Source organism: Chryseobacterium sp. 14P4.3.2 (assembly GCF_057799275.1).
The window spans coordinates 98,132-123,519 of sequence record NZ_JBYOKO010000001.1; the positions used below are offsets into that span (position 1 = coordinate 98,132).

28 protein-coding genes and 5 tRNA genes are annotated in these 25,388 nt (G+C 35.1%); 4 read left to right on the forward strand and 29 right to left on the reverse strand.

The features are described 5' to 3' along the window. Positions 1 to 11: 11 nt before the first annotated feature. The 5 genes from AC27VX_RS00395 to AC27VX_RS00415 form a co-directional block, all read right to left on the reverse strand. A complete protein-coding gene (locus AC27VX_RS00395; RefSeq protein ID WP_488693321.1) occupies positions 12 to 1,586 on the reverse strand; it encodes a TolC family protein in 1,575 nt (524 codons plus the stop codon). A 24-nt stretch (positions 1,587 to 1,610) separates the two neighbouring features. Further along, a complete protein-coding gene (locus AC27VX_RS00400) occupies positions 1,611 to 2,132 on the reverse strand; it encodes a cyclic nucleotide-binding domain-containing protein (RefSeq protein ID WP_488693323.1) in 522 nt (173 codons plus the stop codon). 87 nt (positions 2,133 to 2,219) lie between these two features. Then, complete coding sequence (locus tag AC27VX_RS00405; RefSeq protein WP_236856634.1) at positions 2,220 to 2,555, reverse strand: hypothetical protein; 336 nt, start codon at positions 2,553 to 2,555, stop codon at positions 2,220 to 2,222. Positions 2,556 to 2,573: 18 nt separating this feature from the next. After that, the gene (locus AC27VX_RS00410) at positions 2,574 to 3,221 is read right to left on the reverse strand and encodes a helix-turn-helix transcriptional regulator (protein ID WP_236856635.1); all 648 of its coding nucleotides are present in this window, start codon (positions 3,219 to 3,221) and stop codon (positions 2,574 to 2,576) included. A 34-nt stretch (positions 3,222 to 3,255) separates the two neighbouring features. Beyond that, positions 3,256 to 3,858 carry a hypothetical protein gene (locus AC27VX_RS00415; protein WP_488693325.1) on the reverse strand — a complete coding sequence of 201 codons (603 nt, stop codon included), beginning with the start codon at positions 3,856 to 3,858 and terminating at the stop codon, positions 3,256 to 3,258. A 244-nt stretch (positions 3,859 to 4,102) separates the two neighbouring features. Between AC27VX_RS00415 and AC27VX_RS00420 the strand changes: the two genes are divergently transcribed. Continuing rightward, positions 4,103 to 4,867: a response regulator transcription factor gene (locus AC27VX_RS00420; RefSeq protein ID WP_236856637.1), complete on the forward strand. Its 765-nt coding sequence runs from the start codon at positions 4,103 to 4,105 to the stop codon at positions 4,865 to 4,867. Between the two features lie 189 nt (positions 4,868 to 5,056). Here the strand turns inward: AC27VX_RS00420 and AC27VX_RS00425 are convergent, their stop codons facing one another. The 17 genes from AC27VX_RS00425 to AC27VX_RS00505 form a co-directional block, all read right to left on the reverse strand. Beyond that, on the reverse strand, positions 5,057 to 5,794 hold the full coding sequence (locus AC27VX_RS00425) for a DUF3667 domain-containing protein (RefSeq protein ID WP_236856638.1): 738 nt from the start codon (positions 5,792 to 5,794) through the stop codon (positions 5,057 to 5,059). 274 nt (positions 5,795 to 6,068) lie between these two features. Next, positions 6,069 to 7,532 (reverse strand): type 2 lanthipeptide synthetase LanM, encoded by a 1,464-nt coding sequence (lanM, locus tag AC27VX_RS00430; RefSeq protein ID WP_236856639.1) that lies wholly within the window; start codon positions 7,530 to 7,532, stop codon positions 6,069 to 6,071. A 327-nt stretch (positions 7,533 to 7,859) separates the two neighbouring features. Beyond that, complete coding sequence (locus AC27VX_RS00435) at positions 7,860 to 8,210, reverse strand: class IIb bacteriocin, lactobin A/cerein 7B family (RefSeq protein ID WP_236856640.1); 351 nt, start codon at positions 8,208 to 8,210, stop codon at positions 7,860 to 7,862. Positions 8,211 to 8,307: 97 nt separating this feature from the next. Then, positions 8,308 to 8,661 (reverse strand): NHLP leader peptide family RiPP precursor, encoded by a 354-nt coding sequence (locus AC27VX_RS00440; RefSeq protein WP_236856641.1) that lies wholly within the window; start codon positions 8,659 to 8,661, stop codon positions 8,308 to 8,310. Positions 8,662 to 8,710: 49 nt separating this feature from the next. Beyond that, complete coding sequence (locus AC27VX_RS00445; protein WP_488693328.1) at positions 8,711 to 9,037, reverse strand: NHLP leader peptide family RiPP precursor; 327 nt, start codon at positions 9,035 to 9,037, stop codon at positions 8,711 to 8,713. A 13-nt stretch (positions 9,038 to 9,050) separates the two neighbouring features. After that, positions 9,051 to 9,401, reverse strand: coding sequence for an NHLP leader peptide family RiPP precursor (locus AC27VX_RS00450; RefSeq protein ID WP_236856643.1), 351 nt, complete (start codon positions 9,399 to 9,401; stop codon positions 9,051 to 9,053). 24 nt (positions 9,402 to 9,425) lie between these two features. Then, positions 9,426 to 9,770, reverse strand: a complete 345-nt coding sequence (locus AC27VX_RS00455) for an NHLP leader peptide family RiPP precursor (protein ID WP_236856644.1) — start codon at positions 9,768 to 9,770, stop codon at positions 9,426 to 9,428. Positions 9,771 to 9,794: 24 nt separating this feature from the next. Beyond that, positions 9,795 to 10,130 carry an NHLP leader peptide family RiPP precursor gene (locus AC27VX_RS00460; RefSeq protein WP_236856645.1) on the reverse strand — a complete coding sequence of 112 codons (336 nt, stop codon included), beginning with the start codon at positions 10,128 to 10,130 and terminating at the stop codon, positions 9,795 to 9,797. A gap of 94 nt (positions 10,131 to 10,224) precedes the next feature. Then, a complete protein-coding gene (locus AC27VX_RS00465; RefSeq protein WP_236856646.1) occupies positions 10,225 to 10,554 on the reverse strand; it encodes an NHLP leader peptide family RiPP precursor in 330 nt (109 codons plus the stop codon). 224 nt (positions 10,555 to 10,778) lie between these two features. Beyond that, positions 10,779 to 12,629 (reverse strand): adenylate/guanylate cyclase domain-containing protein, encoded by a 1,851-nt coding sequence (locus AC27VX_RS00470; RefSeq protein WP_488693331.1) that lies wholly within the window; start codon positions 12,627 to 12,629, stop codon positions 10,779 to 10,781. A 256-nt stretch (positions 12,630 to 12,885) separates the two neighbouring features. Next, positions 12,886 to 13,218, reverse strand: coding sequence for a hypothetical protein (locus AC27VX_RS00475; protein ID WP_488693333.1), 333 nt, complete (start codon positions 13,216 to 13,218; stop codon positions 12,886 to 12,888). Positions 13,219 to 13,442: 224 nt separating this feature from the next. Then, complete coding sequence (locus tag AC27VX_RS00480) at positions 13,443 to 14,147, reverse strand: hypothetical protein (RefSeq protein WP_488693335.1); 705 nt, start codon at positions 14,145 to 14,147, stop codon at positions 13,443 to 13,445. A gap of 126 nt (positions 14,148 to 14,273) precedes the next feature. After that, positions 14,274 to 14,355, reverse strand: a tRNA-Leu gene (locus AC27VX_RS00485). Positions 14,356 to 14,438: 83 nt separating this feature from the next. Beyond that, positions 14,439 to 14,520, reverse strand: a tRNA-Leu gene (locus AC27VX_RS00490). Positions 14,521 to 14,640: 120 nt separating this feature from the next. Then, positions 14,641 to 14,722 (reverse strand) — tRNA-Leu (locus tag AC27VX_RS00495). Between the two features lie 5 nt (positions 14,723 to 14,727). After that, positions 14,728 to 14,803 (reverse strand) — tRNA-Gly (locus tag AC27VX_RS00500). Positions 14,804 to 14,807: 4 nt separating this feature from the next. Continuing rightward, positions 14,808 to 14,889: transfer RNA gene (locus AC27VX_RS00505), tRNA-Leu, on the reverse strand. A gap of 179 nt (positions 14,890 to 15,068) precedes the next feature. On the opposite strand from AC27VX_RS00505, the gene AC27VX_RS00510 reads away from it, so the two are divergent. Genes AC27VX_RS00510 through AC27VX_RS00520 form a run of 3 tightly spaced genes read left to right on the forward strand, consistent with a single transcriptional unit; the run spans position 15,069 to position 17,025 of the window. Beyond that, positions 15,069 to 15,446: a DUF3127 domain-containing protein gene (locus tag AC27VX_RS00510; RefSeq protein WP_236856650.1), complete on the forward strand. Its 378-nt coding sequence runs from the start codon at positions 15,069 to 15,071 to the stop codon at positions 15,444 to 15,446. Between the two features lie 60 nt (positions 15,447 to 15,506). Next, positions 15,507 to 16,160, forward strand: a complete 654-nt coding sequence (aat, locus tag AC27VX_RS00515) for a leucyl/phenylalanyl-tRNA--protein transferase (RefSeq protein WP_236856651.1) — start codon at positions 15,507 to 15,509, stop codon at positions 16,158 to 16,160. Further along, positions 16,147 to 17,025, forward strand: a complete 879-nt coding sequence (locus AC27VX_RS00520) for a DMT family transporter (protein WP_488693337.1) — start codon at positions 16,147 to 16,149, stop codon at positions 17,023 to 17,025. The genes aat and AC27VX_RS00520 overlap by 14 nt, the downstream gene beginning before the upstream one ends. Before the next feature lie 61 nt (positions 17,026 to 17,086). On the opposite strand, the gene AC27VX_RS00525 is transcribed toward AC27VX_RS00520, so the two are convergent. From AC27VX_RS00525 to AC27VX_RS00555, 7 genes are all read right to left on the reverse strand, one after another. Continuing rightward, on the reverse strand, positions 17,087 to 18,469 hold the full coding sequence (locus tag AC27VX_RS00525; protein ID WP_236856653.1) for a tetratricopeptide repeat protein: 1,383 nt from the start codon (positions 18,467 to 18,469) through the stop codon (positions 17,087 to 17,089). A gap of 207 nt (positions 18,470 to 18,676) precedes the next feature. Beyond that, positions 18,677 to 19,648: a quinone oxidoreductase family protein gene (locus AC27VX_RS00530; protein WP_300691798.1), complete on the reverse strand. Its 972-nt coding sequence runs from the start codon at positions 19,646 to 19,648 to the stop codon at positions 18,677 to 18,679. Positions 19,649 to 19,749: 101 nt separating this feature from the next. Next, positions 19,750 to 20,331 (reverse strand): Crp/Fnr family transcriptional regulator, encoded by a 582-nt coding sequence (locus AC27VX_RS00535; protein ID WP_488693340.1) that lies wholly within the window; start codon positions 20,329 to 20,331, stop codon positions 19,750 to 19,752. Between the two features lie 50 nt (positions 20,332 to 20,381). Further along, positions 20,382 to 21,764 carry a phosphoglucosamine mutase gene (gene glmM / locus AC27VX_RS00540; RefSeq protein ID WP_236856656.1) on the reverse strand — a complete coding sequence of 461 codons (1,383 nt, stop codon included), beginning with the start codon at positions 21,762 to 21,764 and terminating at the stop codon, positions 20,382 to 20,384. A 70-nt stretch (positions 21,765 to 21,834) separates the two neighbouring features. Further along, on the reverse strand, positions 21,835 to 22,851 hold the full coding sequence (locus AC27VX_RS00545) for a DUF4421 family protein (RefSeq protein ID WP_488693342.1): 1,017 nt from the start codon (positions 22,849 to 22,851) through the stop codon (positions 21,835 to 21,837). Positions 22,852 to 23,069: 218 nt separating this feature from the next. Further along, positions 23,070 to 25,103, reverse strand: coding sequence for a ferrous iron transport protein B (gene feoB, locus AC27VX_RS00550; protein WP_488693344.1), 2,034 nt, complete (start codon positions 25,101 to 25,103; stop codon positions 23,070 to 23,072). Continuing rightward, a complete protein-coding gene (locus AC27VX_RS00555) occupies positions 25,103 to 25,357 on the reverse strand; it encodes a FeoA family protein (RefSeq protein ID WP_262912498.1) in 255 nt (84 codons plus the stop codon). The genes feoB and AC27VX_RS00555 overlap by 1 nt, the downstream gene beginning before the upstream one ends. Positions 25,358 to 25,388: the final 31 nt, after the last annotated feature.

A 25,388-nucleotide genomic window follows, 5' to 3' on the forward strand; every position in this document is an offset into this window, starting at 1 on the left:
AGTTTTAGTGTTTAATAATTAGCTGTGTTTGGAATGGTATAGAAGACTTCCTGATTTAAAGTAAATCCTTTGTCTCCCTGTGAAATCAGTGTTCCTGTTTCATGTCTCAAATTGATGATAGCATTGGCAAACTGTTGGTAAGCCTGTAGATATTGCAGTTCTGAAGAGGTAAGCCGTTCCTGAAATAGAATTACATTAAGTATCGTTGTTAATCCTGCCTGAAGCTTTACCTGTTCATTATTAAAGGCTTCTTTATAGGAATCCAGAGCTTCTTTTGCTCTTTCTAAGACGACCACACTGTTATCCAGAGTATTGATGGCGTTACTGATATTCAGTTCTATATTTCGCTCTAAATTTTCATTTGATATTTTCTGATCATTTAAAGCGATCATACTTTTGGCATAATTCCCTTTGGCCAAATTGTTATTGACCGGGAGAGTAAATGTCAGTTTAGCTCCTGCGCCTAAATTCCTTCCTTCGTTATTGGTAAATGAAGAGAATGCTTTATCTACTCCGTTTCCTGCAATTGCTCCTCCATAGAAAACAAAACCCGTCAGATCTAATTGAGGTTTTTTGTTATTTTCTGCCAGTTTATACTGTATTTCCAATGCATCGGAAATTTTTTCAACGGCTTTCAGGTCTCCTCTTTTTTCTTTGGCAACTTTAATTAAAGAATTTCGGTCAAGATTTGTTGTGTACTGCGATTCTTTGATAGCAGGAAATTCATTGACGGGGATGTCCAGCTGGAGACTTTCCTCGTTACTGAGTCCTATTACTCTTCCCAGGTTAATTCTTGCTTCATACAAGCCCTGTTGTGCCACAGCAGTCAGCTTTTCCTGATTATAAAGGTCTGCATTCACCTGAGCGATGTCTCCTGCAGGTTTTTTATCTGCTTTTATAAGTTCTTTGGTAACATCCATTACATTCCTTACCCGGCCTTCGTTTTCTTTATAGATTTCTAAACTTTTATAGGCCAGATAGTAACTCCAGTAAGCCTGGCCTATCTGTAGAATGGTATATGAATTGGTAAATTCATTATTGCTCCTGGTATTTTCTATATAAAGTTGTGAAACTCTTTCAGAAATTGTTGTTACCTCTCTTCCTCTTCCCTTTAATAGGGGTTGTGTCAATGAAAAATTGACAGACCCAAGATGATTTCCCCAGAAAGCCCCAACATATTGGTTAAAGCTGTCATAAGGAAAGTTATTATTATTAAAACCATATTTTAGACTTATATCTGTTATCTGTCCTGATCTGAGCTTCTTTTGGAGCCCTGCTGAAAAGTCCAGTGTATTGGTTTTTAGAAATTTATCCATATACTGATTTCTAGGATCTGCGTCAAAAAGTGTATATTTATTGTGTTTGACCGCTACCTCCGAAAACAGGTTAACATCAAATACGCTTCTTTGGATCTGAAAGTCACCTTCAGCATCTTTTATGGTATAACCACTCCTTATTATGCTGGGATTCTTTTCAAATGCGATATTTGAAATTTCTACCAGATCACAGTTTATTTTAGACTGTCCATAAAGGCCTGTAATCCCTAAACCCGTAAATAGTACATAGATAAATTTGTAAAACCTCATTTTGGAAATGAATTATTTTTAAAGTTAAACCTCTGAAAACCGGTGCAGTATCTGCCCAAAACGGGAACCTGCCTGAGCTACACCATCTAATATATTGGTGTCTATAAGATCTTCTTCTTCCGGATTGCCATATCCCAGCTGATCTGTTGTTTTTCTCAATCTGTTTGACAGGAACAGGGCTAAGGCATAGTAGAAATTTGATCTAAATTCAGGGTTTGTTGCCATCCTTGTACTTATTGTATCACGGGAGATCTGATAGACTACTGACGATTTTGTAACGACCACAGAAACTGATGGCGGCCTTGATTCCAGAAAGGACATCTCTCCAACGATTTCTCCTGCCTCCAGTTTGGCAACGCTCTCTCCGTGGCTGTTATCTGCATATACAGATAACTGGCCTGATAGAACGATGAATAAACTGTCAATAGACTCTCCTTTTTTGATAAGGGTATATCCTACCGGTAATTCTAATTTACTTCCGTTATGGATCATCCATTCTACATCTCTGTCATTTAATTGACCTAAGAAAAAAAGTACTCTTTTCATAATTATATCTTTTTAATAAGGTTATGCTAAAATATTTTGTTTTACGCTGATAATTACGCCAAAAAAACTGCTATTCCTGACGCTTGTTTATTTCTTTATTTTTTGCAGAGAATTATATAATCCTTTATAATCTGTCATAATCCGCCCGCTTTTATTACTGCTGGCTGTTTTGTCTGATTTATTACCATAATCCTGATTCCCATTGTCTGGTTTTACAGGAATATTGATGTATAAATACTCCGGATCCGACTGATCTGTTATTTTAATTTTCTTGTCAATCGGCAGTTTTCTTCCAAAGAATTTTTCTAAAGCTTCTTCAGGATTTTCAAGCAAATAGTTTTTGAAATCCTCATTTTCCCAAGCTTCTGAGATAATTCTAAAGAATACTTCCTGCCCTTTTTTTTGTTCTTCTGTTAGGTTCATATTTTTATTTTATATCTATTATTCCAAAGAGTTGATGAGTTCTTTAGGGGTAATATCATATTGATCTGCAAATAGTCTTGAAAAATAATGCACATCATTATAACCGACTGCATATGCAATTTGTGAGATAGATTTTTGTATGTAATTATCTATCATCTGTTTTGCTTTATGAAGGCGCAATACTCTTATATATTTATTGGGAGTCAGGTAGACTAGATTACCCACTTTTCTGTGCAGCTGTCTTTCACTCACCGCCATTTTATATGAAAGCTCGTAAAGGTTTAACTCATTCTGAGTAAGCGAGCCATAAATTTCTTTTTCTAAGTTAATCAGCCAGTCCTGATCAATTTTTGCAATTTTATGAGGGTTTATGTGTTCAGAGCACAAATCCCGAACATTTCCGTTGGATTCGTATATATCAAAAATTTCCGGACGGCTTCGAAAGGTCAAATTCAATGTTTTAGCTTTTGTTTTCAACATGACCTCTTCGATGATGTCACTTATTTCTTTACTACTGGAAAATATTATTTCGTCTTTTTTATCTTTGTGGTGTAAAGCCGTACTCTTGCTTACGGTGATGATATTTTCCAAGGGATTTTTAATATTTTGAATAATTTGTTCCAAAATATCAGGAGAACTCCAATCTATACTTTTTGCTGTATTCATCTTAGTGGGGATTTGATTAATAAGAATCTGATTATTAGCTTACTAAATATCTATTAGCTTCATAAAAACCTTTTAGACCTTCATAGTCCATTGATACCGGAATCGTTTCGGAACCTAAATAGTTAATTGAATCACCTATAACATCTGTTTTTATTCCCATTAGATTCATTACCCTTAAAAGTTTGCTGTCACATTCTGCGAAAGCAACACTATTCTCATCTTTGCAAATGGGAGTAATTGCACATACCATCAACTTTTTAAATAATGTTCGGTCTTGGTTGGTTTTATGGGTGGCAAATCTTCCAATATGCCATATTGATGATATATTCTGAGAATTACTAATATCTAAAGGATTGATATTAAATAGCTTTTGTATAGGAAGTTTTGTTTGATAGTCCCATTTAATGACCCGAATAGAACCTTGGATATTTCCTGTAGTGTCTTTTACAACAAAAATCTCAGAATTTTTAAAATAGCTTAACTCTTCATTATATACTTCTTTCACATCATTCTGCAGCTCCATAGCCGGCATGGTACTTTCGGAATGATGATTAAAGTTTTCCTGTACTACAAATTTGGCCAGCTCTGTCAACTGTTCCAATTCTAATTGGTTTAAATAACTTTGTGTGATTCTCATGGTGGTTATGTTTTTAACAAATCTACTTGGCATAAATGTCAATCCCACTACACCAAATTGTAGTATTACCCTGATTATCAAATTACTACACAAAAGTGTAGTTTAATTCTTTATTGTATCAAAATGATAAATACATTTAAAAAAAAACATTAAGAAACAGATTTTGATATGAAAAAAATAAATTTAAATCCAAAAAACAACTAACATTATTGATTTTATGCTATTTTTGTATAAAACTGATAAAATGAATGCAAATGAAACGAATTCTTTCTTTAATCATAGGAATACAATTAGTAGTGTAACAGAGGAAGAGAAGGAGCAGCAATTCAGCTATCTTGAGTCTATTAAAGCATTTGCGAGAGCTACCTATACCAGTATATATGTGATTGATTATATGAAACAAGGATTTGAATATGTTTCAGACAATCCTTTGTTCCTTTGTGGTAACACTCCCCAGCAGGTACTAGAAATGGGATATGCTTTTTATTTCAAATATGTTCCTAAAACGGATCTGGAGCTATTACTAAAAATCAATTCTGTAGGATTTGATTTTTATGACAACATTTCCTTGGAAAGCAGATTGGATTATACGATCTCTTACGATTTTCATATCATCAATAAGGAAGATAAAAAGATATTAGTCAATCAAAAATTAACCCCTTTATTTTTAAACAAGGACGGAAAAATATGGAAAGCAATATGTATTATTTCTATTTCTTCCGAAAGAGATTCTGGAAATATTAAGATCTATCAAAACGGAGAAAATAAAGTTTATCATTACCGTCTTGACAGGGGTGTCTGGGAAACGGAGAAAAAAGCTGTTTTATCTAAAAGAGAACAAGAAATCCTACAACTTTGTGCACGAGGATTTACCATTAATGACATAGCTGAAGCTATATTTGTTTCTCCAGATACGGTAAAGTTTCATAGAAGAAAATTATTTGAAAAATTAGAAGTGAGCAATATCACGGAGGCTATTGCGTATGCCACAAATAATAAATTGATTTAATGGATAGTATTGGTACTGCCAATGTATTTTTATAGGTATCAGGCTTTTTTATAAAACCTAGTTGGAAAGTCATATAAAATATATTCCTGCTTTCTTTGCTCTACTCTTGTCTTTATGAGTCTACTTCTACTAAGTTCTTTATACCGGATAAAGAATATATATATATAAGTTGATTTTCTATCAATTAATTTAATGAAAATAGGCTAGTCCTATTTTATTCACAACCTGAGCTATTAATTTTGTAATTAATAAAATAATAAAGACCATGGTAATGCACCTTACGAGAAGATTCACTTTCCCATAACTTGTTGAAAAGTACTGGTAATAGAACCAAAAAATATAGCAAATTTTCGCAATCGTCATAAGACCAAGAGCCCCCTTTAATACCATTCCACTGGCAAATGGAAGTATTGTAACAGAAAATATTCCTTCTATCACAAGAATTCCTACAATCATATACATATTCAGTATTAAATTTTCGGAATAATTTTGCTTACTTTTTTTAAATAGAAGGTAGCTCATGAGTGCATAAAACGGAACCCATGATAAAGCAATTAATTTTGCATAGTGTTTAGTAACTCTTGAAAATCCTTCAAAGTCTTTATCAGTTTGGGATAAGTCAATAGTTTTACCCTTTGCAAATTCTCCAAGAAAGTATCCTACCCCGATAATGATGATGATTGCAGTGAATGCATTGAAATATTTCACTCTCTTACCTTGTACGTATTCTCTTACGCTGTGTCCTGGTCTTGTAAAAAGTTCTTTTAAAGTAAAAAAGAAGCCTTTATCTAGATGAAATACTCCGTGTATAAGATCATGCACTATGAAATGTTCCAGGGAGAAACGATGGGTAGAATTTTTTTGCCCACAGATAGAACAAAAATTATCTTTAGTAGCTGCATTACAATTTAAGCATTTTTCGCTCATAAATTTTTCGCTTATTTTAATTCAAAAACAAAACGAGAATAGTAAATTCCTGTGTAAATATAAGTTTTTAAATATTTAGAATGAATAGCTATAAAACAGTCTATCAAAAATTTAATATTATTCTCAATTAATTATAGATATCCACTATATTTATTCATAACAACAACACCTCATTAAATAATTAATTATCAACATAGTAACAAACAAGCCTTTTTTATTCTATATCATAAGATATTGTTGACTATAGAAACTTTTTGTTATATTTTTTAATAAATTAATTTGATATACTTTTTCTAATCAAATCCTTTTGGATCTCTAAATCCTTAAGGGATAGTTTTTTTAATTTTCTCTGAAGATTTTCTGTGGCACTGTATTCAAAAAAGTCTTTTATTATTCCAAAATCAGTTTCCAAATCTCTAGAAGAGGTATTAACTTCAAAAAACGGAATATCACCTTCTAGCATTTGAGCCACTTCATGTTTGTGGATCAACATCAAATCAGAATCTTTAGGAACATTTTTGAAAGCTGCAGCCAAATAATCATGAATTTTCTGTTCATAATGTTGAAAACTGACTAAGCTCTTAGGTAGCTTCAATTGGTTGTTAATTTTTGTATATAAACTAGTATTTCTCCATATATATCTTACTGTACTATTATTAAATGCAGATAAAGGAGAAGCTTGATCTTCAAGTAAAAAGCCAACATGATCCAAAAACAAATGATAGCTTTTCTCGAAGCCCTTCAAAAAATCTTCCAGATAGTATACGGGATATACCGCTTCTCCATTGAGTGTGGGTATATTCTGTTTTTGAAAATTTTCTTCCACAAACCTGATCACAAAGCGCCAGTTATCCGTATAACGATCGACACTTTCATTTGCTAAATTCTGGATACTTTTTTGTTTATGATAACCATAACCACAAGTACCAATAGGCATACCAGTGCCCGATTCATAATGATTAGGCAACAGCATGGTCAATAACACAGAATCATCAATCTCACCGGTAGTAAATTTTTTGAAAAACTTTTGATTTTCCGGATGAATTTTGGGCTGTATAATGGTTTCATGATCAATGATAACCGGAGTTGTACCTCTGGCAATAACATTTTCATAATGAAAATCTACTGCATTCAAAACATATAAAATCCCCAGCATAAACCCTGCACGCTCATAATATAAGTGAAGTTCATCCTTAGATTTGCAAGAGATCGGGTTTACGAATTCTAACCAGTGATATTCTTTATCTCCAGCTATTTGATAAAAACAATCTCCTAATGAATAATATTGATTAACCCAATTCAACAATTTAAAAAAAGCTTCTGTAATATTAGCTTTTGTAGGTTTAAAAACAATTTTCCTATTGTTCCCAAGATCAAGAATTGCAGTGGACATCCCTTTATGAAAATCACCAACTCCTATTTTAATATCTTCTATTTTTGAAGAGTCCTTACCAATCAGTTGATGTTGATATAAAGTGTCTATATCCCGAATGAATCCTTCTGAAATAGTTGAAAACAAATTAGTTTTCTTCCACTCGTATTTATTCAATAATTTCTCTGCAACAGGGTATTTGTTAAAAATCAACTGAAGGTTGCTTGCTTCTAATTCTCTCTTATACCCATCAAATGTCCGGGATAAATCAGCCTTTTTAAAGTCCTCAAAAAATGACAACAAAACTCCCTCTATAAAAAGGAGTGCTGGATCTTGAATATTGTTATATGATGACCGGGTAACCAAAATAGTAAAGGTTATTTAAAAAAGACATTTATAATTAAGTGATATAAAATAACACCTGCAAAGAATGATAATCCTAATTGAATAGTACTGTATTTTTTTTTCTCTTGATTATTTTCCATAACATTATTGCTTTTACTATAAAAAGTTATTTTTTTCTTAATATATGAATGACTATCTTATATATTAAAATTCCCAATGTGAAATAAAGTATATATTTAATATCCATTAATTGAAATTTATTTAAATAATTGATGAATATAAAAAAACATGATGTCTATTTTGTACAGTGACAAAAAACATCATGTTTTTATTTATTAGCTGGAAATATTAGTTTCTAATACCATCTACGACTCCACATCCAAAGTCATAAATTGCACAAGCAAGGATACCCAAACCAACTATTGCCGGAGTACCACCACCTGCTACTTTCTCTAGTTCTTCGTCAGTTAATTCCACTTCGTTAAGATCTGGCTTACGAGGAATATTAATGAAAATCTTATTTTCGTCAGATTGGTCTTCAACAACTAATTTAACGTTGTCATATACTTTAAATTCATAAGAGTCTTCAATTACCTTTTTAGGATTGTTAATAAATTCTGCTTTGAATTTAGAATCATTTGTTGATTTGATGATTAAATCATTAATAATATTTAATTGTTGTTCGTTTGCTAGTTTCATGTTATTATATTTTATTCGTTAGTAATTTTTTGTAAAGTAAAATTGATTGGTAAAATTTCTATAGTAATTATGTTTACAGTAATTTTCAGAAAATTGATTAGCTCGTTGCCCAGTTATAGAAATCTTTAATCTGATGTCCAACCCATACCCCTGCATCATATAATGGACCACCTGCCCCTCCTGATACCTGCTCTAATTCTTCTTCTTTTAGTTCCACATCTATTTGTGGCTGAGATGGAATATTTAAGTAAAACGTACTATCGTCAGTTTGATCTACGACTACAAGTTTTTTTCCATTTGGCATAGTAGCTCCCAAATCTTTCCCAACAATACTACCTATTGTTTCAGCAGGATTATTAACTAATTGTTTTTTGAATTCTGGATTTGCCCAAGCTTTTTCAATTAAAGTTTTTATTAGGTCTTCTCCTTTTTGTTGTTCTAATGTTGTCATAATGTTAATTGTGAAATGTTAATATGTTTTTATTTTTTAAATAATGTGGCTAGTACTCTATAGGTAAAGTTGGTACTATCCATGGTGGAAGCCCCGTACTAGTTGGCCACATGATACCTCCTGAAACAGCCTCTAACTGCTCTTCATTCAGTTCAGCGTCTATCTGTACTTTTGCAGGGATATTGATATATATAGTAGATTCGTCGGTCTGATCTCTTACTACTAAAGTTTTCCCTTCCGGTAAGTTTAGTTTTTTACCTGTCAGCTTCTCAATAGCAGAAATAGGATCTGCTAGTAATTCTTTTTTAAACTCAGCATCATCCCATACTTTTTGTACGATTTCTGCGTATATTTTTCCGTCCTGTGTAAACTCCATGGTTATATAGCTATTATGATAATGCTGTTAAGAATGGGCCAGGAGACAATGGTTTAGGAGGAAAAGTAGGTATGCAACCTCCGCCGTCTGGACCAATCCAAACACCTCCGGCTACCGCTTCCAGCTGCTCTTCGTTCAATTCAGCATCTACCTCTACTTTTGCAGGAATATTGATATATACAGAAGATCCGTCGGACTGATCTCTTACCACTAATGTTTTTCCTTCAGGTAAGTTTAGCTTTTTTCCTATAAATTTTTCAATAGTTGCAACGGGATTTGCTATTAATTCTTTTTTAAATTCAGCATCATCCCATGCTTTTTGCACGATTTCTACGTACACTTTTTCTTCTTGTGTAAATTCCATGGTTATATAGTTATTTGTTATTGATTACAATGTTGTTAAAATTGGAGGGAATCCAGGAAATGGAAATACTCCTGTACAACCACCTCCTGTTCCTGTAGGATCCCAAACACCTCCAGCAACAGCTTCTAACTGCTCTTCATTCAATTCTGCATCTATCTGTACTTTTGCAGGAATGTTGATATACATAGTAGATTCATCAGACTGATCTCTCACTACGATAGTCTTTCCTTCAGGAAGGCTAACTTTTTTTCCTGTAAATTCTTCAATAACAGCTACGGGATTAGCCATTAGTTCTTTTTTAAACTCAGCATCATTCCATGCTTTCTGTACGATTTCTGCGTACATTTGTTGTTCTTGTGTAAATTCCATGATAATTATATATTTAATATTTATTTAACGAAGAATTGGAGGAGTACTCATATAGCTTAAAAAATCTAGAACACCGGAAACAACATCTTTAACAGTACCTCCTCCTGCGACCATCTCTAGTTGATCCTCATTTAGTTCCATATCCATTTTTGGCCTTGCAGGAATGTTGATGTAGACATTTGAATCATCAGTCTGATCTCTTACTACCAAAGTTTTACCTTCTGGTAAATTCAACTTTTTACCTGTCAGTTTTTCGATAGTTTCTACAGGATTGGCCATTAGCTCTTTTTTAAACTCAACATCATCCCATACTTTTTGAATGATCTCTGCGTATAATTTTTGTTCTTGTGTAAATTCCATGATAATTATGTTTTTATTTATAATTAGTTATGTATTGAGAGATTGCTAAATCAGAAAGATCAACAACAGGATTCTTAATCTCTCCGTTCAGTTTTTAAATTTTTATGCAATCTTTTAATGCGGGAAACATTGCGTCTGCCAAATCTTTCCATATCATTTGTCCTCCTCCTGCTATAGCTTCCAGTTGATCTTCCGTAAGTTCTATATTATCCATTTCCGGTTCTGCAGGGATATTTACATATACTTTAGATTTATCCGTCTGGTCAACAATTATCAACTCTTTCCCTTCCGGCAAAATCACCTCTACTCCCGTTAATCTTTCTATAGCAGCTACAGGGTTTGCCAGTAAATCTTTTCTAAAATCCACATCTTCCCATGCCTTAGAAATAACCGTTTGTATAATTTGTTCTTTTTTGTCTTCCATAACACTTCTGTTTTGTATGAGATAAAGGTAAAATGCTTTTCTTGTATAGATTTGCCAAGTTTTACTTCAAAACTGTCAGTCCTATTTTCTTTCTAATTATCTTTTATCTCTTCTGCTCTTGGACAATTGTCATTTTCAATATTGTAAAGATATGTGGCTATTTTTGTATAAAATTGTCAATTTATACTTGAAAATTGCCAATTATTAGCTTTTATTCATTTTTTTCATAAAGTAGCCTCTACAAAATACATTTTCAGCTCTCCTTTTCCTTTTGCCTGAATATTTCCACGGTATTCAAAGCTAAAACAGTCTTCATTTTTTATAAGGAGATAAAGTGATTCGCTAATGTTTACTTTCCCTACCATACCGTTGCTTTCTATTCGGCTGGCAGTGTTTACAGTGTCTCCCCATACATCATACTGGAATTTTTTAACCCCTACAATTCCTGCGACAATGGGCCCCGCATGAATTCCTAGCCGCATTTCAAAAGCAGGTCTATTGGTTTGCATATTTTCATTTTTCCTTTCCGCCATAAAATCCTGCATTTCCAGCCCGGCTAAAACAATATTCTTCAATGAATTTTGATCAGGTTTCGGAATTCCTCCTGCAGCCATATAGGAATCACCTATTGTTTTTATTTTTTCAATCTTATATTTTTCGGAGATGAGATCAAAAGCTTTAAAGCAAACGTTAATTTCTTCAACCAAACTCTGAGGAGACATTTTTTCAGCAGTTTGTGTGAAGGATTTAAAATCGGTAAAGAGAATGGATACCAGATTGAAATCCCTGGCATTGACACTTCCTTTTTGCTTTAGTTCTTCAGCAATTTCTTCCGGAAGGATATTCAGCAGTAGTTCTTCTGAGCGATCTTTCTCTATTCTTAGTGCTTCTCTAGACTTTTTGACAAAGTTGAGCCTGTTCCATAAGCCTCCAGCTAAAACAAGAATGAAACCTAAAGAAATAATAATGGCATTTCTTTGTTTTTCCTTTTTCTGTACCTCTTCTTTATGTTTGATCTGAATAGTATGTTCTTTCTTTACATAGGCAATACTGTCCGTCAGCTGCTGTTTCTGGAACTCCATGTTCATCATCCTGTTAGATGTCTCTTTGGAGTTTAAGCTATCTTCAAAAATGTTTGATTTCTCATAGTAGGTAAGAGCTTTCTTATCATCTCCAAGTGTTTTATATGAATGATAAAGACAGTCGCAAGCATCTTTTTTCAAACTTAGAGATCCTATTTTTTGAGCAATGGTAAATCCTTCGCTGCATTTTTTTACCGCTTCCTTGTTTTTACCCTGCCCTGCATAGATGTTCCCTATAGCAATCTGAGAATCTCCAATGTACTGCTGGCTATTCATTTCTTTTGCGAGCTGCAATGTATTATTAAAATATCCTAAGGCCTTAGAATAATCTGATTGTTCATAAAACAGCGTTCCTAAGTTATTCAGGACTTCAATTCTAATCTGCTTATCATTCTGTTCATTAGCAACCTGAAGCGCTTTGCTCAGATTTTCATAGGCAAGATCAAAGTCTTTCAGCCTTACCTGTATAGACCCTGTAGAATTTAAATTCTGAGCGATTGCCTTTACATCATTCAGCTTTGTATATACATTGTATGCTTTTCTATAATACTTTAAGGCACTTGTATAATCTTCCAGCTTAGAATAGATCCCACCGATATTTTGAGTGGTTATAGCGATCGTTTTAGGATCCTTAATTTCTGTTTGAATTTCTAAAACTTTTTGATAACAGCTGAGAGCCTGAGAAAATTTACCTAAATAGTAGTAGGTTCCCCCCATATTGTTGGTTACTGATGAGATTCCTAATTTGTATCTCACCTTTTTGTATTCAGAAATACTTTTTTCAAAATAAGAAAGAGATTGAATATAGTTTCCCTGAAGAGAGTAAGAAATAGCCAGATAGCTATAGCAGTCTCCTGCTTTTTTAAAATCTTTATGTTCATAATAGCTTACTAAGCTTTTATTAAAGTACAGCACAGATTCTGCAAAATTTCCCGACTCCTGCTGCTTTATACCAATATTCAGCAGGCTGTCTGCAGTGCTTTTAGAACCCATTGACTGGCTCTCTATTTTTTTATTGGTTTGAGAAAACGTTCCAGGATAATTTCCGATATATAAAAAACAAAAAAACAATATGTATTTATAATTTATCATAACGAAAAGGCTTTTATTGCGTTGCATATTAATTAAATAGTATAAAATATATAAAATGAGCCTTAAAGACCGTTTTATCATTCATACTTTTTTAATAAAAAATCGCATATAATTCTTAAAATCAGGAATTATATACGATTCATAGAATTTTCTACATCTACTTTCCGCCAAAAATGCGGCCCTCAGAGTTAACTGGTTTTATGTAGATAGGTGGGTCTCCATCATTTCCTCCAGATATCACGTCCAGCTGTTCCTCATCTAATTCCATATCATCCATATCCAGCTCTGCCGGAATGTTTACAAAGATGGTAGTAGAGTCAGTTTGATCTACGAACGCCAGATTTTTCCCTGCAGGCAGATTAATAGGACTTCCCAAAAAATTCTCCATAGTAGCTACCGGATTCTGGATTAAACTGTTTTTAAATACAGGATCTTTCCAGGCTTTTTTTACAACAGACTGTAAAATTTCTTCGTCTTTGGTTAAATTCATAAATTATTTTTTTATTGTTAAACGGTATCTGTTCTAATATGGCATGGTAAATTTATTTTGTTTATACCTGACAGAACTGACAAAAAAACTGACAAATGGAAGACAATAAACCTTAAGCATAAAAATACCCACGGTAATAAGTATTATAAACAAAAAAAGCCCTGTGTAATTGAATTACACAGGGCTTTCTGTCAGTAGACAACCTTTAAGGTTATTATTTTTCATTATTTAAAATCTTTATCCTTAATCTCTTTATTGTAATATAAATCTACAAGAATGGCTATCTGGTCTCCGTCTTCGGATACAAATGTAGATTTTGTAGCATACAAAAGATCGCCGAATTTTTTATAATCGCTCATCAAAATGGTTGAAAATGCACTTTTATTACTGTTCTCGACAGTTTCTTCCTTGTTTAGTAAATAAGTTTTTAGATCATAATAAAGGTAAGCTACTTTGCCCGCGACATAAGTGGCCTTTATTTTATAATAAGCTTTTTCAGTATTAGTCTCTACAAGCTCAATCGTATACAGTGCAGGATCTATATAAGCCAATTCATTTATGATGTACTTTCTATTGACTTTATCCTTAAACTCTGCCTGATCTGCCAGTTTTCTTTCTCCATTTACCAATTCATACCCCGTTTTCCCGTCAAACCAGGATTTATAAACAATTCTTCCCTGATATTCAATTTCAAAACTGCCTTTATTGGGTGCCATTTCCTTGGTGATCCAATTCACATTTCTCCCGTCCATCACTGTCTCGGACTTAGAATAAAGAGTTTTTATACTGTTCAAAAGCTTTTTTCCGCCAGTAGCCTGAATAGCTTTTTCTATAATATCATGGGCTTTTATTTGGCTCGATTCCTGAGAGAATAAATGATTGGAAGCTGTAATCGCACTGACTACTAAAATGAGGTTGAATAGTTTCATGGTTTTGTTTTATAAAGACAAATTTACCAAAAGACCTGTCAAGTCACATCTTTTACTTCATTAAATTGTAAAATTAAATCGATATCACAAAAAAAGCCCTCCGTAATCAAATTACAGAGGGCTTTGTACCCCAGGCGGGACTTGAACCCGCACACCCAAAGGTACAGGATTTTAAGTCCTGCGTGTCTACCAGTTCCACCACCAGGGCGGGTGTATGGCGAAAAAAAAGATTCGAACCGAAGTACCAATCTTATAAAAGATATCCCGACAAGATATGCTTTTTTCGCTTAGTGCGGATGAAGGGACTCGAACCCCCACGCCTCACGGCACCAGATCCTAAGTCTGGCATGGCTACCAATTACACCACATCCGCTAACTTTGCTGATTTGCTTTTGCAAATACAACTCTATTTCTTACAAATATAAGACTTTTTATTTAAATAACAGCCTCTATTAAAACAAAAAGCCCTCCGTAAGCTGTACAGAAGGCTTTGTACCCCAGGCGGGACTTGAACCCGCACACCCAAAGGTACAGGATTTTAAGTCCTGCGTGTCTACCAGTTCCACCACCAGGGCAGGTGTGGAGCGAAAAACGGGATTCGAACCCGCGACCCCAACCTTGGCAAGGTTGTGCTCTACCAGCTGAGCTATTTTCGCATAGTGCGGATGAAGGGACTCGAACCCCCACGCCTCACGGCACCAGATCCTAAGTCTGGCATGGCTACCAATTACACCACATCCGCTGGTTTTTTTATATTGTAAGTTTTAAAGAGCTTGCTTCGTTTTTGTGAGTGCAAATATAGGACATTTTCCTTTATCTCCAAACTTTTCCAGAAAAAAAATTAAAATTTCTACATTTTTTTTTCACGGCACCTTTTATTACATTTCATTTTCTTATTTTTACATCGTTAATATTTACGATATGGAATTACAAGGAACGGTAAAGAAACTTTTTGATGCTCAAACATTTGCGAGCGGGTTTCAAAAAAGAGAAATGGTTATTTTGACCCAGGAACAGTATCCACAGCCGATAAACATAGAATTTTTATCTGATAAAATCAATTTATTAGATAACCTTAAAGAAGGAGAGAATGTAAAGGTTGGAATCAACATCAGAGGAAGAGAATGGGTTTCTCCTCAAGGTGAAACCAAATACTTCAACTCTATTACAGGTTGGAGAGTAGAGAAAGTTTCTGATATTTCATCAGAGCCTACTCAGGCTATGCCTCAGCATTCAGCTTCTCCAGCTTCTAATGAGAATCCGTTTGCCGGAGATGACGATGATGATTTACCTTTTTAATTAAAGAATAAAGATCAAATATAAATCCTGCTTTTTAAAGTAGGATTTTTTTTCTAAAAAATGGTCCGACTAGACGAAAACGAGATTTCATTCCCCGACCCTGAGCTTTATGATGGTCACGAGGGATTGATTGCCTTTGGTGGTGATCTGTCCGTAGAGCGCATCTGGTTCGCCTATCAATTAGGGATTTTCCCCTGGTATAATCCTGATGAAGAAATTCTGTGGTGGTGCCCGGATCCGAGATTTGTTCTGTACCCTGAAGAGATAAAAGTTTCAAAATCTATGAGAAAGATATTAAACAAAGATGTATTTACTTTCTCCGAGAATCAGAATTTCAGGGAAGTAATCAAAAACTGCCAGCAGGCAAACAGAAAGGGGCAGACAGGAACCTGGCTTTCTGATGAACTGATGAATTCCTTTATCAAGCTGCATCAATATGGTTTAGCCAAAAGTATTGAAGTATGGCAGAATGGTGAATTGGTGGGTGGTTTTTATGGACTTCAAATTGGAAATGTCTTCTGTGGCGAAAGTATGTTTGCAAAGGTAAGTAATGCCTCAAAAGCAGGTTTCATTCAATTTGTAGAACGTAATAAAAATAATATTGAATTAATTGATTGCCAGTCTCATACTGATCATCTTGAAAGCTTAGGAGCGAAAATGATTTCTAAAAAAGAATTTCTAAAAATCTTACACGAAAATAATGAACGCAGATAAAGAAAAGTGGGTTCTTCTGGCGGTCCTGAGTATTATTTGGGGCTCCTCATTTATTTTAATCAAGAAATCACTGGAACATTTTAATCCGTTTCAGGTAGGATCTTTAAGGGTTCTTATTGCCGGGATTATTTTACTTCCTATTGCCATTTCCAACTACAAACTGTTTCCGAAAAAGCATTTGAAATGGCTTATTCTGGCTGCTTTTACGGGAAATTTTATCCCTATGTTTCTTTTTCCAATTGCTGAAACTGAGATAAGCAGCAGTATTGCGGGGATTATCAATTCTATGATGCCTATTTTTGTCATTATTGTAGGAGCATTAGTCTGGAAATTCGAAACTACAAAAAAACAAATTACAGGAACGATAATAAGCTTTGCCGGAGTATGTATTCTTGCATTCGGCGGTAGTGGCAGCGGAGAATTCAAATTGATTCCTATTTTACTTTTACTATTGGCAACGTTATGCTATGCACTAAGTACAACGACTGTAAAATCAAAATTGATGACCGTTTCCTCCTCTGTTTTATCTGCTTTTGTTTTCTCTTTTATTTTATTTTTACCCTCTCTTCTGGCCTTGACAAGTACTGGATTTTTTTCTGAATTCAGCTTTTCAAAAGATAATATGACTGGACTAATGTTTGTCAGTCTGCTATCTATTTTCGGGACAGGCCTGGCTATGATGATGAATTATCGTCTGCTGAAGGTTTCCACTCCCCTTTTTGCTTCAACCGTCACTTTGGTGATGCCTATTGTAGCAATTATCTGGGGAATTATTGACGGTGAAAAGCTGACCTATCTTCAGTTTATAGGGGCAGGAATTATCATTGCCGGATTGATATTTTTACGAACAAATCCAAAGAAATAAAAGCACGTTATATATTAAAAAAACCTGCATCTCTGCAGGTTTTTATTTATTTTAGATTAATCTAGCTCTTTTTCTTCACCTTACTGGCTTTCACTTTTTTCACCTCATCTTTAATGAATGGATATTTTTTCTGCATATCTTTAACCAAAGACGGATCCAGCTCCAAAGCTTTCTGAAGAGATTCTATTCCTTTATCCTGTTCTTTCAGGTTAAAATAGCAATTACTCAGCTGATAAAACAGTTCTGCTCTATAATGATTTTTTATTGCGCTATTCAATACTGTTACTGCATCTTCATATTCACCTACCAGCATCAACACTTCTGAATAAGCATACCAGTTGTAGAATCTTGTAGGTTCTGCATCAACCAATATTTTAAGACAGGAAAGACTTTCTTCAAATTTTCCTGAATCAATGAATAGGAAAGCCAATCTTTTCTGATAGTCAAGATTACTTTCATTCAGCTGGGTAGCTTCTTTAGCATAATGCAATGCTTCAGACATTCCGCCCATTTCTTCGTACAGATAAGACTGCTCCATCATTGCAAGATAAAACTGAGGATCTTCTCTCAGTGATTTCTGGAATGAGTTTAAAGCTAAAATTGGCTGTTTTAAGGCTTTATTACATAAGCCGATCTTATAGAAAGTAAATGCCTTCGTATATTCCAGCTCAAGCATTTCCTCATAAGTCTCAATGGCTTTCTGATATTGTCCTAAAGCTTCATAACAGGCCGCTTTATTAGCATATACTCCAACAGAGCTGGAGTTGATTGCCAACAGATAATCATAGCCTTTTATTGCTTCATCATAATTTTTCCTGTTGAAATAGAATTGTCCATACTCAAACCATGCGGTTTCAGAATACGAGAATTCATCTAAATATTCATTTAGAAAGGCAATAGCCTCCTCACTCTTATTCAGGTCACTGAAACACACCATACAGTTTTCCAGCGAGTATTCATCCGTTGGATCTTCCTTCAGTGCTTTTCTGTAATGTTTAAGAGCGTTAAAAGGATCCCCGAGATTCACATATTCATCTGCAATAAAGTTGTGAAGGAAGTTTTCTTCCTCCTCTAATGTTAAAGCTTTTTTGCAGATCTCAATGGATTTTCTAGGATTTCCTAAACTCGAATAATACTTGGCGTAGCAAACCAAAAAGTCTGTATTTTCCATAGAGGAACCTTTCAGCTCATTGATAAGGCTTTTCGCAGTATTATATTCTTCCCACTCCAAAAGAATTTCAAGTTTTTTGATCTTGATATCCAATGAATTGGGATGAAGCTTCAATCCATAATTAACAGCCCTATCGGCGTAATTAAAATCTCCAAGCTCCAAATAATAAACAATGATATCTTCCAGTTCTTCGGTATCGAAGTAGAATTCGTCATTGTTTTCCATCATTTCCTCGAACTTTTTTACAAGTTCATTTCCAAAATACTCTTCCAATAGTGTCGTCTTTGTCGGCCCGATGTCTGAATTAGCTTACAAACCTCGGCAAACTTTTAATTAATAATACATCTGAAACTGATATTCAAATATTTATGCAAAGTTGCAACTTTTTTTTGAATTTACCATTTCATAAATTTCTATTATAAAAATAGTAAAAAAAGAAAACCAGTAAAAGGATTGTGGATAAAAAAATGAAAATTGTGGTTAAATTCTTACCACCAGCCTTTTTCCGCCTGGTATCTCAGCGTTCCATGCTGATTCGATCTCTTTGATATCAACCTCTTTTGTTTCTATTTTAATTTTCCCATCCGCAGCTGCCTGAAACATTTCCGGAATAATTTCCGAAAATAAAAGAGCAGACTCCTCTCTTGTCCAGCTTCCCAGGCCAGATCCTGAAATCTGAATATCGGTACCTCTAAGAATTTGGGAAGAAAGCTGAATGGTATCACCGCTCATTCCTCCTATTGTAATCAGCTTTGTTTTATGGGAAAATGTTCCGTCTCCTTTGAAGGCAGCCAGGATCATCTCCACAGAATGCCCCCATAGATAGTCCAGAATGATATCAACAGGTATTTCAGAATGACTTTTTTTAATTGCTTTTTTAAAGTCATCATCATTCAGCTGGAGGGAAATTATTTCATCTGCTCCCAATGCAAGGAGAGACTTCAGGGATTCTTCATTTCTTCCGGTAACAATTATTTTTTGAGCGCCATAAATTCTGGCTATCTGAACTGCTATCTTGCCTGTAATTCCTGTTGCTCCGTTAATAAGTACTGTATTTCCGGGCTGTATCCCTGCTCTGAATTTTAATGCCATTGCAGATCCCATTACTGCGTTGGGTAATGCTGCTGCGATAGAAAAATCAAGTCCCTGAGGGATCTCAACCATCATTTTTTTATCTGCTACTGCTTTTTCGGCTACTGTTCCTTTCTTACTGAAGAAATAAACACTGTCACCGTTGTCGAGGTGGCCTACCCCATCCGAGCCAATAACAGTGGGCTTATGTTCTTCGTGGCCTGTAGAATAATGGTTTCCTCCCGCCCTTGCTCTGTCAAGATTTTTAATAGAAGCTGCTTTTACATGAACCAGGACTTCGTTTTCTTTTGTTAGTTCCGGCTCCGGAAAATCTGCATATTGAGGGATAGCACCTTTTTCAAATACGACTGCTGCTTTCATTGTTTTAAATTTTACACAAAATTATTGCAGGGCATTTTCCGGAGCAATAACATTTGTTATCAGTTTAAAATAATTGATAAAATGTATCGAGAATTGAATTTTCAGAGGGATGTTTCTTTCAGGATTTTGCTTTTTATCCTGCTGAGATGGACGGTTGTAACGCCCAGATATGATGCAATATAATGCTGGGGAACCCTTTTAATGATCTCAGGTTTTTGCTGAGCCAGATTAATATAGCGCTGCTGAGGAGTATCTTTTATGAATGAAAAGAAGTGTTTCATGTAATCGAATATCCTTTCAAAAAGGGCATCCATAAACAGCGTTCGAAGGTCTTTATTTTCATAAACATCTTCCAGAAATGCTTCTACATCAGGTTTATTTATTTTATACAAGATACAAGGCTCTATTGTTTCGAAAGAAACCATGCTTGGCAATCCTTTTTTAAAGCTTTCCAGCGATGAGAACATTGTGTTTTCAAGAAAAAACTGAAAGGTTACATCCTTTCCGTCGTTGTTATACCAGGCTCTTACAATTCCTTTTTTAATGTAGTAAGCATGATATGAAACTTCTCCTTCTTTTAAAAGCAGGGTTTTGGCAGGAATCTCCATCCGCTCAAAGCAGCCTAGGAACTTCCTCCATTTTTCTTTCGGAAAAGGGAATCTGTTTTTAATATGCTCAAACATTTCAGTATAAAAAAGAACGGAACAAAAGGAGTTCCGTTCTTTTTATTTATTTAGATTAAACTTTTAATTTTGGCAATGATATCATCTCCTAATTTATCTGCTTCTTCCTGAGATTTAGCTTCTGTATAAATTCTGATGATAGGTTCCGTATTGGATTTTCTTAGGTGAACCCAATTGTTTTCAAAATCTATTTTCACTCCGTCTACCGTAGAAACTTCTTCATTCTGATATTCCTTCTCCATTTTTCCTAAAATAGCATCTACATCTATTTCCGGGGTAAGTTCTATTTTCTTTTTACCCATGAAATAGCTTGGATATCCTGCTCTTAATTCTGAAACGGTCTTATTTTCTTTTGCCAGATGCGTTAAAAATAAGGCTACTCCTACTAAAGAGTCTCTTCCATAATGCAGCTCCGGATAAATGATTCCTCCGTTTCCTTCTCCACCAATCACAGCATTTTTCTCCTTCATCAGAGTCACTACATTCACTTCTCCTACTGCACTGGCAAAGTATTCTGAATTATGGGTATGTGCTACATCTCTCAGAGCACGGCTGGAAGAAAGGTTGGAGATTGCCGCACCGTTTTTATGTTTCAACAGGTAATCAGCAACGGCTACTAATGTATATTCTTCACCAAACATTTCGCCTTTTTCATCGATTAAAGCAAGTCTGTCTACATCCGGATCTACTACAACTCCTAAATCTGCTTTTTCTTTTTTTACCAATTCACAGATGTCCCCCAAATGTTCTTTCAAAGGTTCCGGGTTATGTGGAAAGTGACCTGTTGGATCACAATACAGCTTGATGGTTTCACATCCCAGTTTATCTAAAAGCATTGGAATTGCAATCCCTCCTGTAGAGTTTACTGCATCCAGTACTACTTTGAATTTTTTTGCTTTAATAGCTTCCACATCTACCATTGGAAGGTCAAGAATCTGCTGGATGTGAATATCAAATGCATCATCTCTGGTTTCATATTTCCCTAGATTATCTACTTCTGCATAGTTGAAGTCTTCACTTTCTGCCAGCGCCAATACATCGGCTCCGTTTTCACCGGTGATGAATTCTCCTTTTTCATTTAATAATTTAAGGGCATTCCATTGTTTTGGATTGTGAGAAGCCGTAAGGATAATTCCTCCGTCTGCATTAAGCTCAGGAACCATTATCTCCACTGTGGGTGTTGTAGAAAGACCTAAATCAATCACATTTATACCCAACCCCTGTAATGTTGCTGTAACCAGAGAAGAGACCATCTGACCTGATATTCTCGCATCTCTACCGATAATAAGAGTCAGATCTTTTTTATTTTTATTATTCTGAAGCCAGGTCCCGAATGCGGAAGCGAATTTCACCACATCAAGTGGGGTAAGGTTATCATTTACTTTTCCGCCTATGGTTCCGCGAATCCCTGAAATAGATTTTATTAACGACATTATGTTTTTATTATTTTATTATTTTCTGTCTAACTTTTCCAACGCAAAGATACTTAAAAGACCTTTCAACTTATAGAACCGGGATTTTTTTTTGGATTTTATCGTAGGTGTTTTTTACAACTTTCGGAGGAGCAAAACGATAGCCTATGTATAAGAGTCCGTAGAGGTTACTGTTTTCTACTGTTTGGTTCTTTTTCTGATCGTAAGCATAAGCGCTAAAATTCATTTTTCCTCCGAATAAAAAACGATCGGTATTGTAGCCGATGTGGAGCCCTCCTTCCATTCTTATGGTTAGATATTGGGCGTTTTCCTTTACACCTCCATTCTCAATATTACGGTAGCTGGAGAATTTCCCTCCGAGTCCCAATGCCAGAAAAGGTGAAATATTAATATTTTTACCAAGTACCCAATTGTAGAAGTATCCGATGTTACCCCCAATTTTATATTGAAATTCTTTACTTTTTATTCCTTCGGTTTTATTTCTGAAAATCGTAAGATCATAATCCAGAAACGGGACCCAGCTTCCACTGCTGTTTTTCTGCCATTCTCCCTGGGTATAAATGCTTTTTGCGGAAAAATTTTTATTAAGAATATAGGATGTAGATCCTCCGAAACTCTGCACCCGCAGATCAGGAAACTGAAGGTAAGGGTCTCTTCCTTCCTGCCATTGAGGGAAAAGGTCTTTCATATTTTCAAGATAAAATCCACGTACATTTTTGTAATAAAAAGTCTGGATAAATCTTTTTGGAAAAAGCCTGAAGCTGAAGTCTGTATAAGAACTGCTGCCTTTCAAAGCCTCGCTGTCATTTCCCTGTAAAAACTTAGGGGCAAATGATAGCGTAGCACTTATGATTTTATAATCGACTGAAAGGGATGTTTTAACCTTGTTATTGATTGAGAAGACTGTTTTCTCTGCATCTTTATATTCTCCTTCTGAAAAGGTATAGCTTTCAATATTGGTATCGAGATTGACACGGATCATAACCTGCTCCGCATAAGATTTAATATTGGCAGTATCGCTTTGTGCTTTCGTACGGAAGGCAAATGATAAAAATAATAAAACGAATATCGCTTTTGGAATACTCAACCCGGATATTTTAAATTAAAAAATGAAAATACTACATTTTTTTCAATTATCCATTGATATCCCTATTTAAGAGCAGCCGCAGTCTTTATCGCAGTTTGTTCTTTTGGAGCTGAATTTTTTCGGTGCAAAATTCTTTCTAAGTACTTTAAATAAAGAGTAGCAGGCAAATGCTACAATTATGAAAATAAGTACATACTGAAAAATTAATGATGAGTCCATTACTTTAAAATCTGATATGCTATCATCGACACAAAATATGCCAAACCTGTCATCATGACTACCTGAAAGCCGGTCCATTTCCAACTTTTGGTCTCTCTGTAGACTACTGCAAGTGTAGAAACACACTGCATTGCAAATGCGTAAAACAGAAGAACGGAAATTCCTGTAGCAAAGCTGAATACTTTTTCTCCATTCGGTTTTACATCTCTTCTCATTTTATCAATTACCTTTACCTCCGGAGCGTCATCTTCCAGACTGTATAAAGTAGACATTGTTCCCACAAAAACCTCTCTTGCTACGAAGCTGGTAAGGATTCCTACCCCCATTTTCCAGTCGTAACCCAAAGGAGCGATAACAGGCTCTATTCCTTTACCCATTTTTGCCAGATAAGAGTGATCAAGGTGAACGTCTGCCGCTACTAGCTCATCTGCTTTTTGCTTGGGCCCAAAATAGCTAAGGAACCAGATAATGATACTTACAATGAAAATGATCTTACCAGCACCGGTGATGAAGTCCCATACTTTACCCAAAACCATTTTAAAGTCATATCCGAAAAGTGGTTTTTTATAGGCAGGAAGGTCCATTACCAGATAGGTTTTCCCTTGATTTTTAATAAATCCTTTAAGAATTGCAGCTGATAATAATGCGACTAAAAAGCCGAGAAGGTACATTGCCATCAGGACCAGAGCTTTGTACTTTATTCCCAAAAATGATCCTTCAGAAATTATCAGACCGATAACGATACTGTATACCGGAAGTCTTGCTGAACACGTCATAAATGGTGTTACGAGAATAGTCAGCAATCTTTCTTTAACGTTTTCAATATTTCTAGTGGAAATTACCGCGGGAATAGCGCATGCAGTTCCCGACACAAGGGGAACAATACTTTTACCGTTAAGCCCAAAGGGACGGAGTAATCTATCCATGAGGAATACTACTCTTGCCATATATCCTGAATCTTCTAACAGATAAAGGAAATATAAAAGAATTCCGATCTGTGGTGCAAATACCACAATTCCTCCGATTCCCGGAACGATACCGTTCGAGATCAGGGAATTAACAGGCCCTGCCGGAAGGTGCTCTCCTGTAAAAGCAGCCAACCATGAAAAGAAGCTTTCAATCCAGTTCATCGGATATTCTGCCAGAAAGAATACACTCTGGAAAATAACCAATAGAATTAGAAGGAAAACTACATAACCCCAGAATTTATGAACTAAAACTTTATCCAGTTTTTCTGTCAGTAATTCTTTAAACTGTGCTTTTTTAGAGATTACATCTTCTAAGATTTTATCTACATATTGATATCTTCTAACAGTTTCCTGAACCTGCAGTCTTTTAGGAACCAGGCTTTTAGTCTCAGAAGCATTGATCTGTTCTGCTACGGATCCTATTCTTCCGAGATCTGTGCCCAGTGAAAGGCTCATCCAGGCTTTATATTCATTATCAAAACCTTTGTGTGATGCCAGTTTCTGAATGAAATCTTTATGTTCGCTTGGCGTTTCGAAAGAGATTTTATCTGCTTTTAAAAACTCATTGTTATAAACGGCTTCTCTTACCTCATCAATACCAATCTGCTCTTTGGCGTTGGTCTGAATAATTTTAATGCCCAGGGCTTCAGAAAATTTCTTGACATCTATGGTTACCCCTCTTCTTTCTGCCTGGTCAATCTGATTGACAATCAGTATCATCGGAATACCTAGATCCTGAATCTGCTGAAAAAGTAAAAGTCCTCTTTTTAAGCTTAATGCTTCAAGAATATAAACAACTCCTGCATAGTTTTTCTGCTCATCAATCAGATATTTTGAAAAAATAGCTTCATCTTCAGAACTTGGATACACACTGTAAGAACCAGGAAGATCAACTACTTCAACTTCCTCATTTTCATACACGTATTTCCCTGAATGGCTTGCTACGGTAACACCTGCATAGTTTCCTGTTTTCTGCTTTTTGTTGCAAAGCGTATTGAAAACGGTAGATTTTCCTACATTGGGATTTCCGACTAAAAGTATCTGTTTTTTCTTGTTTTTCTGCATTAATTCAATTCTTCAACAATGATATAATCTCCTTCTTCCTCACGAAGAGCAATCCGGCTTTTCTCTGCTCCAAATTCTACATACATCGGTCCATTGAAAGGAGCCTGGTACAAAATCCTGAAAATGGTCTCCGGAAGAAGCCCCATTTCAATAATTTTATTGGGCATTTTCAGATGGTCATTATCATACCCCAATATCTTCCCCATTTTATTCTTAGGGAATCCACTTAATTTATGTAATCCTTTCACTTCCAAAGCCTAATTTTTAGTGATGCAAATATACGCT

Coding starts and splice junctions, on each gene's coding strand:
- AC27VX_RS00480 (WP_488693335.1), bottom strand. CDS start 14,147: ATGAAACTATTCAACCTCATTTTAGTAGTCAGTGCGATTACAGCTTCC.
- AC27VX_RS00535 (WP_488693340.1), bottom strand. CDS start 20,331: ATGTTTGAGCATATTAAAAACAGATTCCCTTTTCCGAAAGAAAAATGG.
- AC27VX_RS00520 (WP_488693337.1), top strand. CDS start 16,147: ATGAACGCAGATAAAGAAAAGTGGGTTCTTCTGGCGGTCCTGAGTATT.
- AC27VX_RS00530 (WP_300691798.1), bottom strand. CDS start 19,648: ATGAAAGCAGCAGTCGTATTTGAAAAAGGTGCTATCCCTCAATATGCA.
- AC27VX_RS00510 (WP_236856650.1), top strand. CDS start 15,069: ATGGAATTACAAGGAACGGTAAAGAAACTTTTTGATGCTCAAACATTT.
- AC27VX_RS00405 (WP_236856634.1), bottom strand. CDS start 2,555: ATGAACCTAACAGAAGAACAAAAAAAAGGGCAGGAAGTATTCTTTAGA.
- AC27VX_RS00395 (WP_488693321.1), bottom strand. CDS start 1,586: ATGAGGTTTTACAAATTTATCTATGTACTATTTACGGGTTTAGGGATT.
- AC27VX_RS00425 (WP_236856638.1), bottom strand. CDS start 5,794: ATGAGCGAAAAATGCTTAAATTGTAATGCAGCTACTAAAGATAATTTT.
- AC27VX_RS00400 (WP_488693323.1), bottom strand. CDS start 2,132: ATGAAAAGAGTACTTTTTTTCTTAGGTCAATTAAATGACAGAGATGTA.
- AC27VX_RS00470 (WP_488693331.1), bottom strand. CDS start 12,629: ATGGGTTCTAAAAGCACTGCAGACAGCCTGCTGAATATTGGTATAAAG.
- feoB (WP_488693344.1), bottom strand. CDS start 25,103: ATGCAGAAAAACAAGAAAAAACAGATACTTTTAGTCGGAAATCCCAAT.
- AC27VX_RS00460 (WP_236856645.1), bottom strand. CDS start 10,130: ATGGAATTTACACAAGAACAAAAATTATACGCAGAGATCATTCAAAAA.
- AC27VX_RS00410 (WP_236856635.1), bottom strand. CDS start 3,221: ATGAATACAGCAAAAAGTATAGATTGGAGTTCTCCTGATATTTTGGAA.
- AC27VX_RS00445 (WP_488693328.1), bottom strand. CDS start 9,037: ATGGAGTTTACACAGGACGGAAAAATATACGCAGAAATCGTACAAAAA.
- AC27VX_RS00415 (WP_488693325.1), bottom strand. CDS start 3,858: ATGAGAATCACACAAAGTTATTTAAACCAATTAGAATTGGAACAGTTG.
- AC27VX_RS00450 (WP_236856643.1), bottom strand. CDS start 9,401: ATGGAATTTACACAAGAAGAAAAAGTGTACGTAGAAATCGTGCAAAAA.
- AC27VX_RS00475 (WP_488693333.1), bottom strand. CDS start 13,218: ATGAATTTAACCAAAGACGAAGAAATTTTACAGTCTGTTGTAAAAAAA.
- AC27VX_RS00420 (WP_236856637.1), top strand. CDS start 4,103: ATGAATGCAAATGAAACGAATTCTTTCTTTAATCATAGGAATACAATT.
- AC27VX_RS00435 (WP_236856640.1), bottom strand. CDS start 8,210: ATGAAACTAGCAAACGAACAACAATTAAATATTATTAATGATTTAATC.
- AC27VX_RS00465 (WP_236856646.1), bottom strand. CDS start 10,554: ATGGAAGACAAAAAAGAACAAATTATACAAACGGTTATTTCTAAGGCA.
- AC27VX_RS00455 (WP_236856644.1), bottom strand. CDS start 9,770: ATGGAATTTACACAAGAACAACAAATGTACGCAGAAATCGTACAGAAA.
- glmM (WP_236856656.1), bottom strand. CDS start 21,764: ATGTCGTTAATAAAATCTATTTCAGGGATTCGCGGAACCATAGGCGGA.
- AC27VX_RS00440 (WP_236856641.1), bottom strand. CDS start 8,661: ATGACAACATTAGAACAACAAAAAGGAGAAGACCTAATAAAAACTTTA.
- aat (WP_236856651.1), top strand. CDS start 15,507: ATGGTCCGACTAGACGAAAACGAGATTTCATTCCCCGACCCTGAGCTT.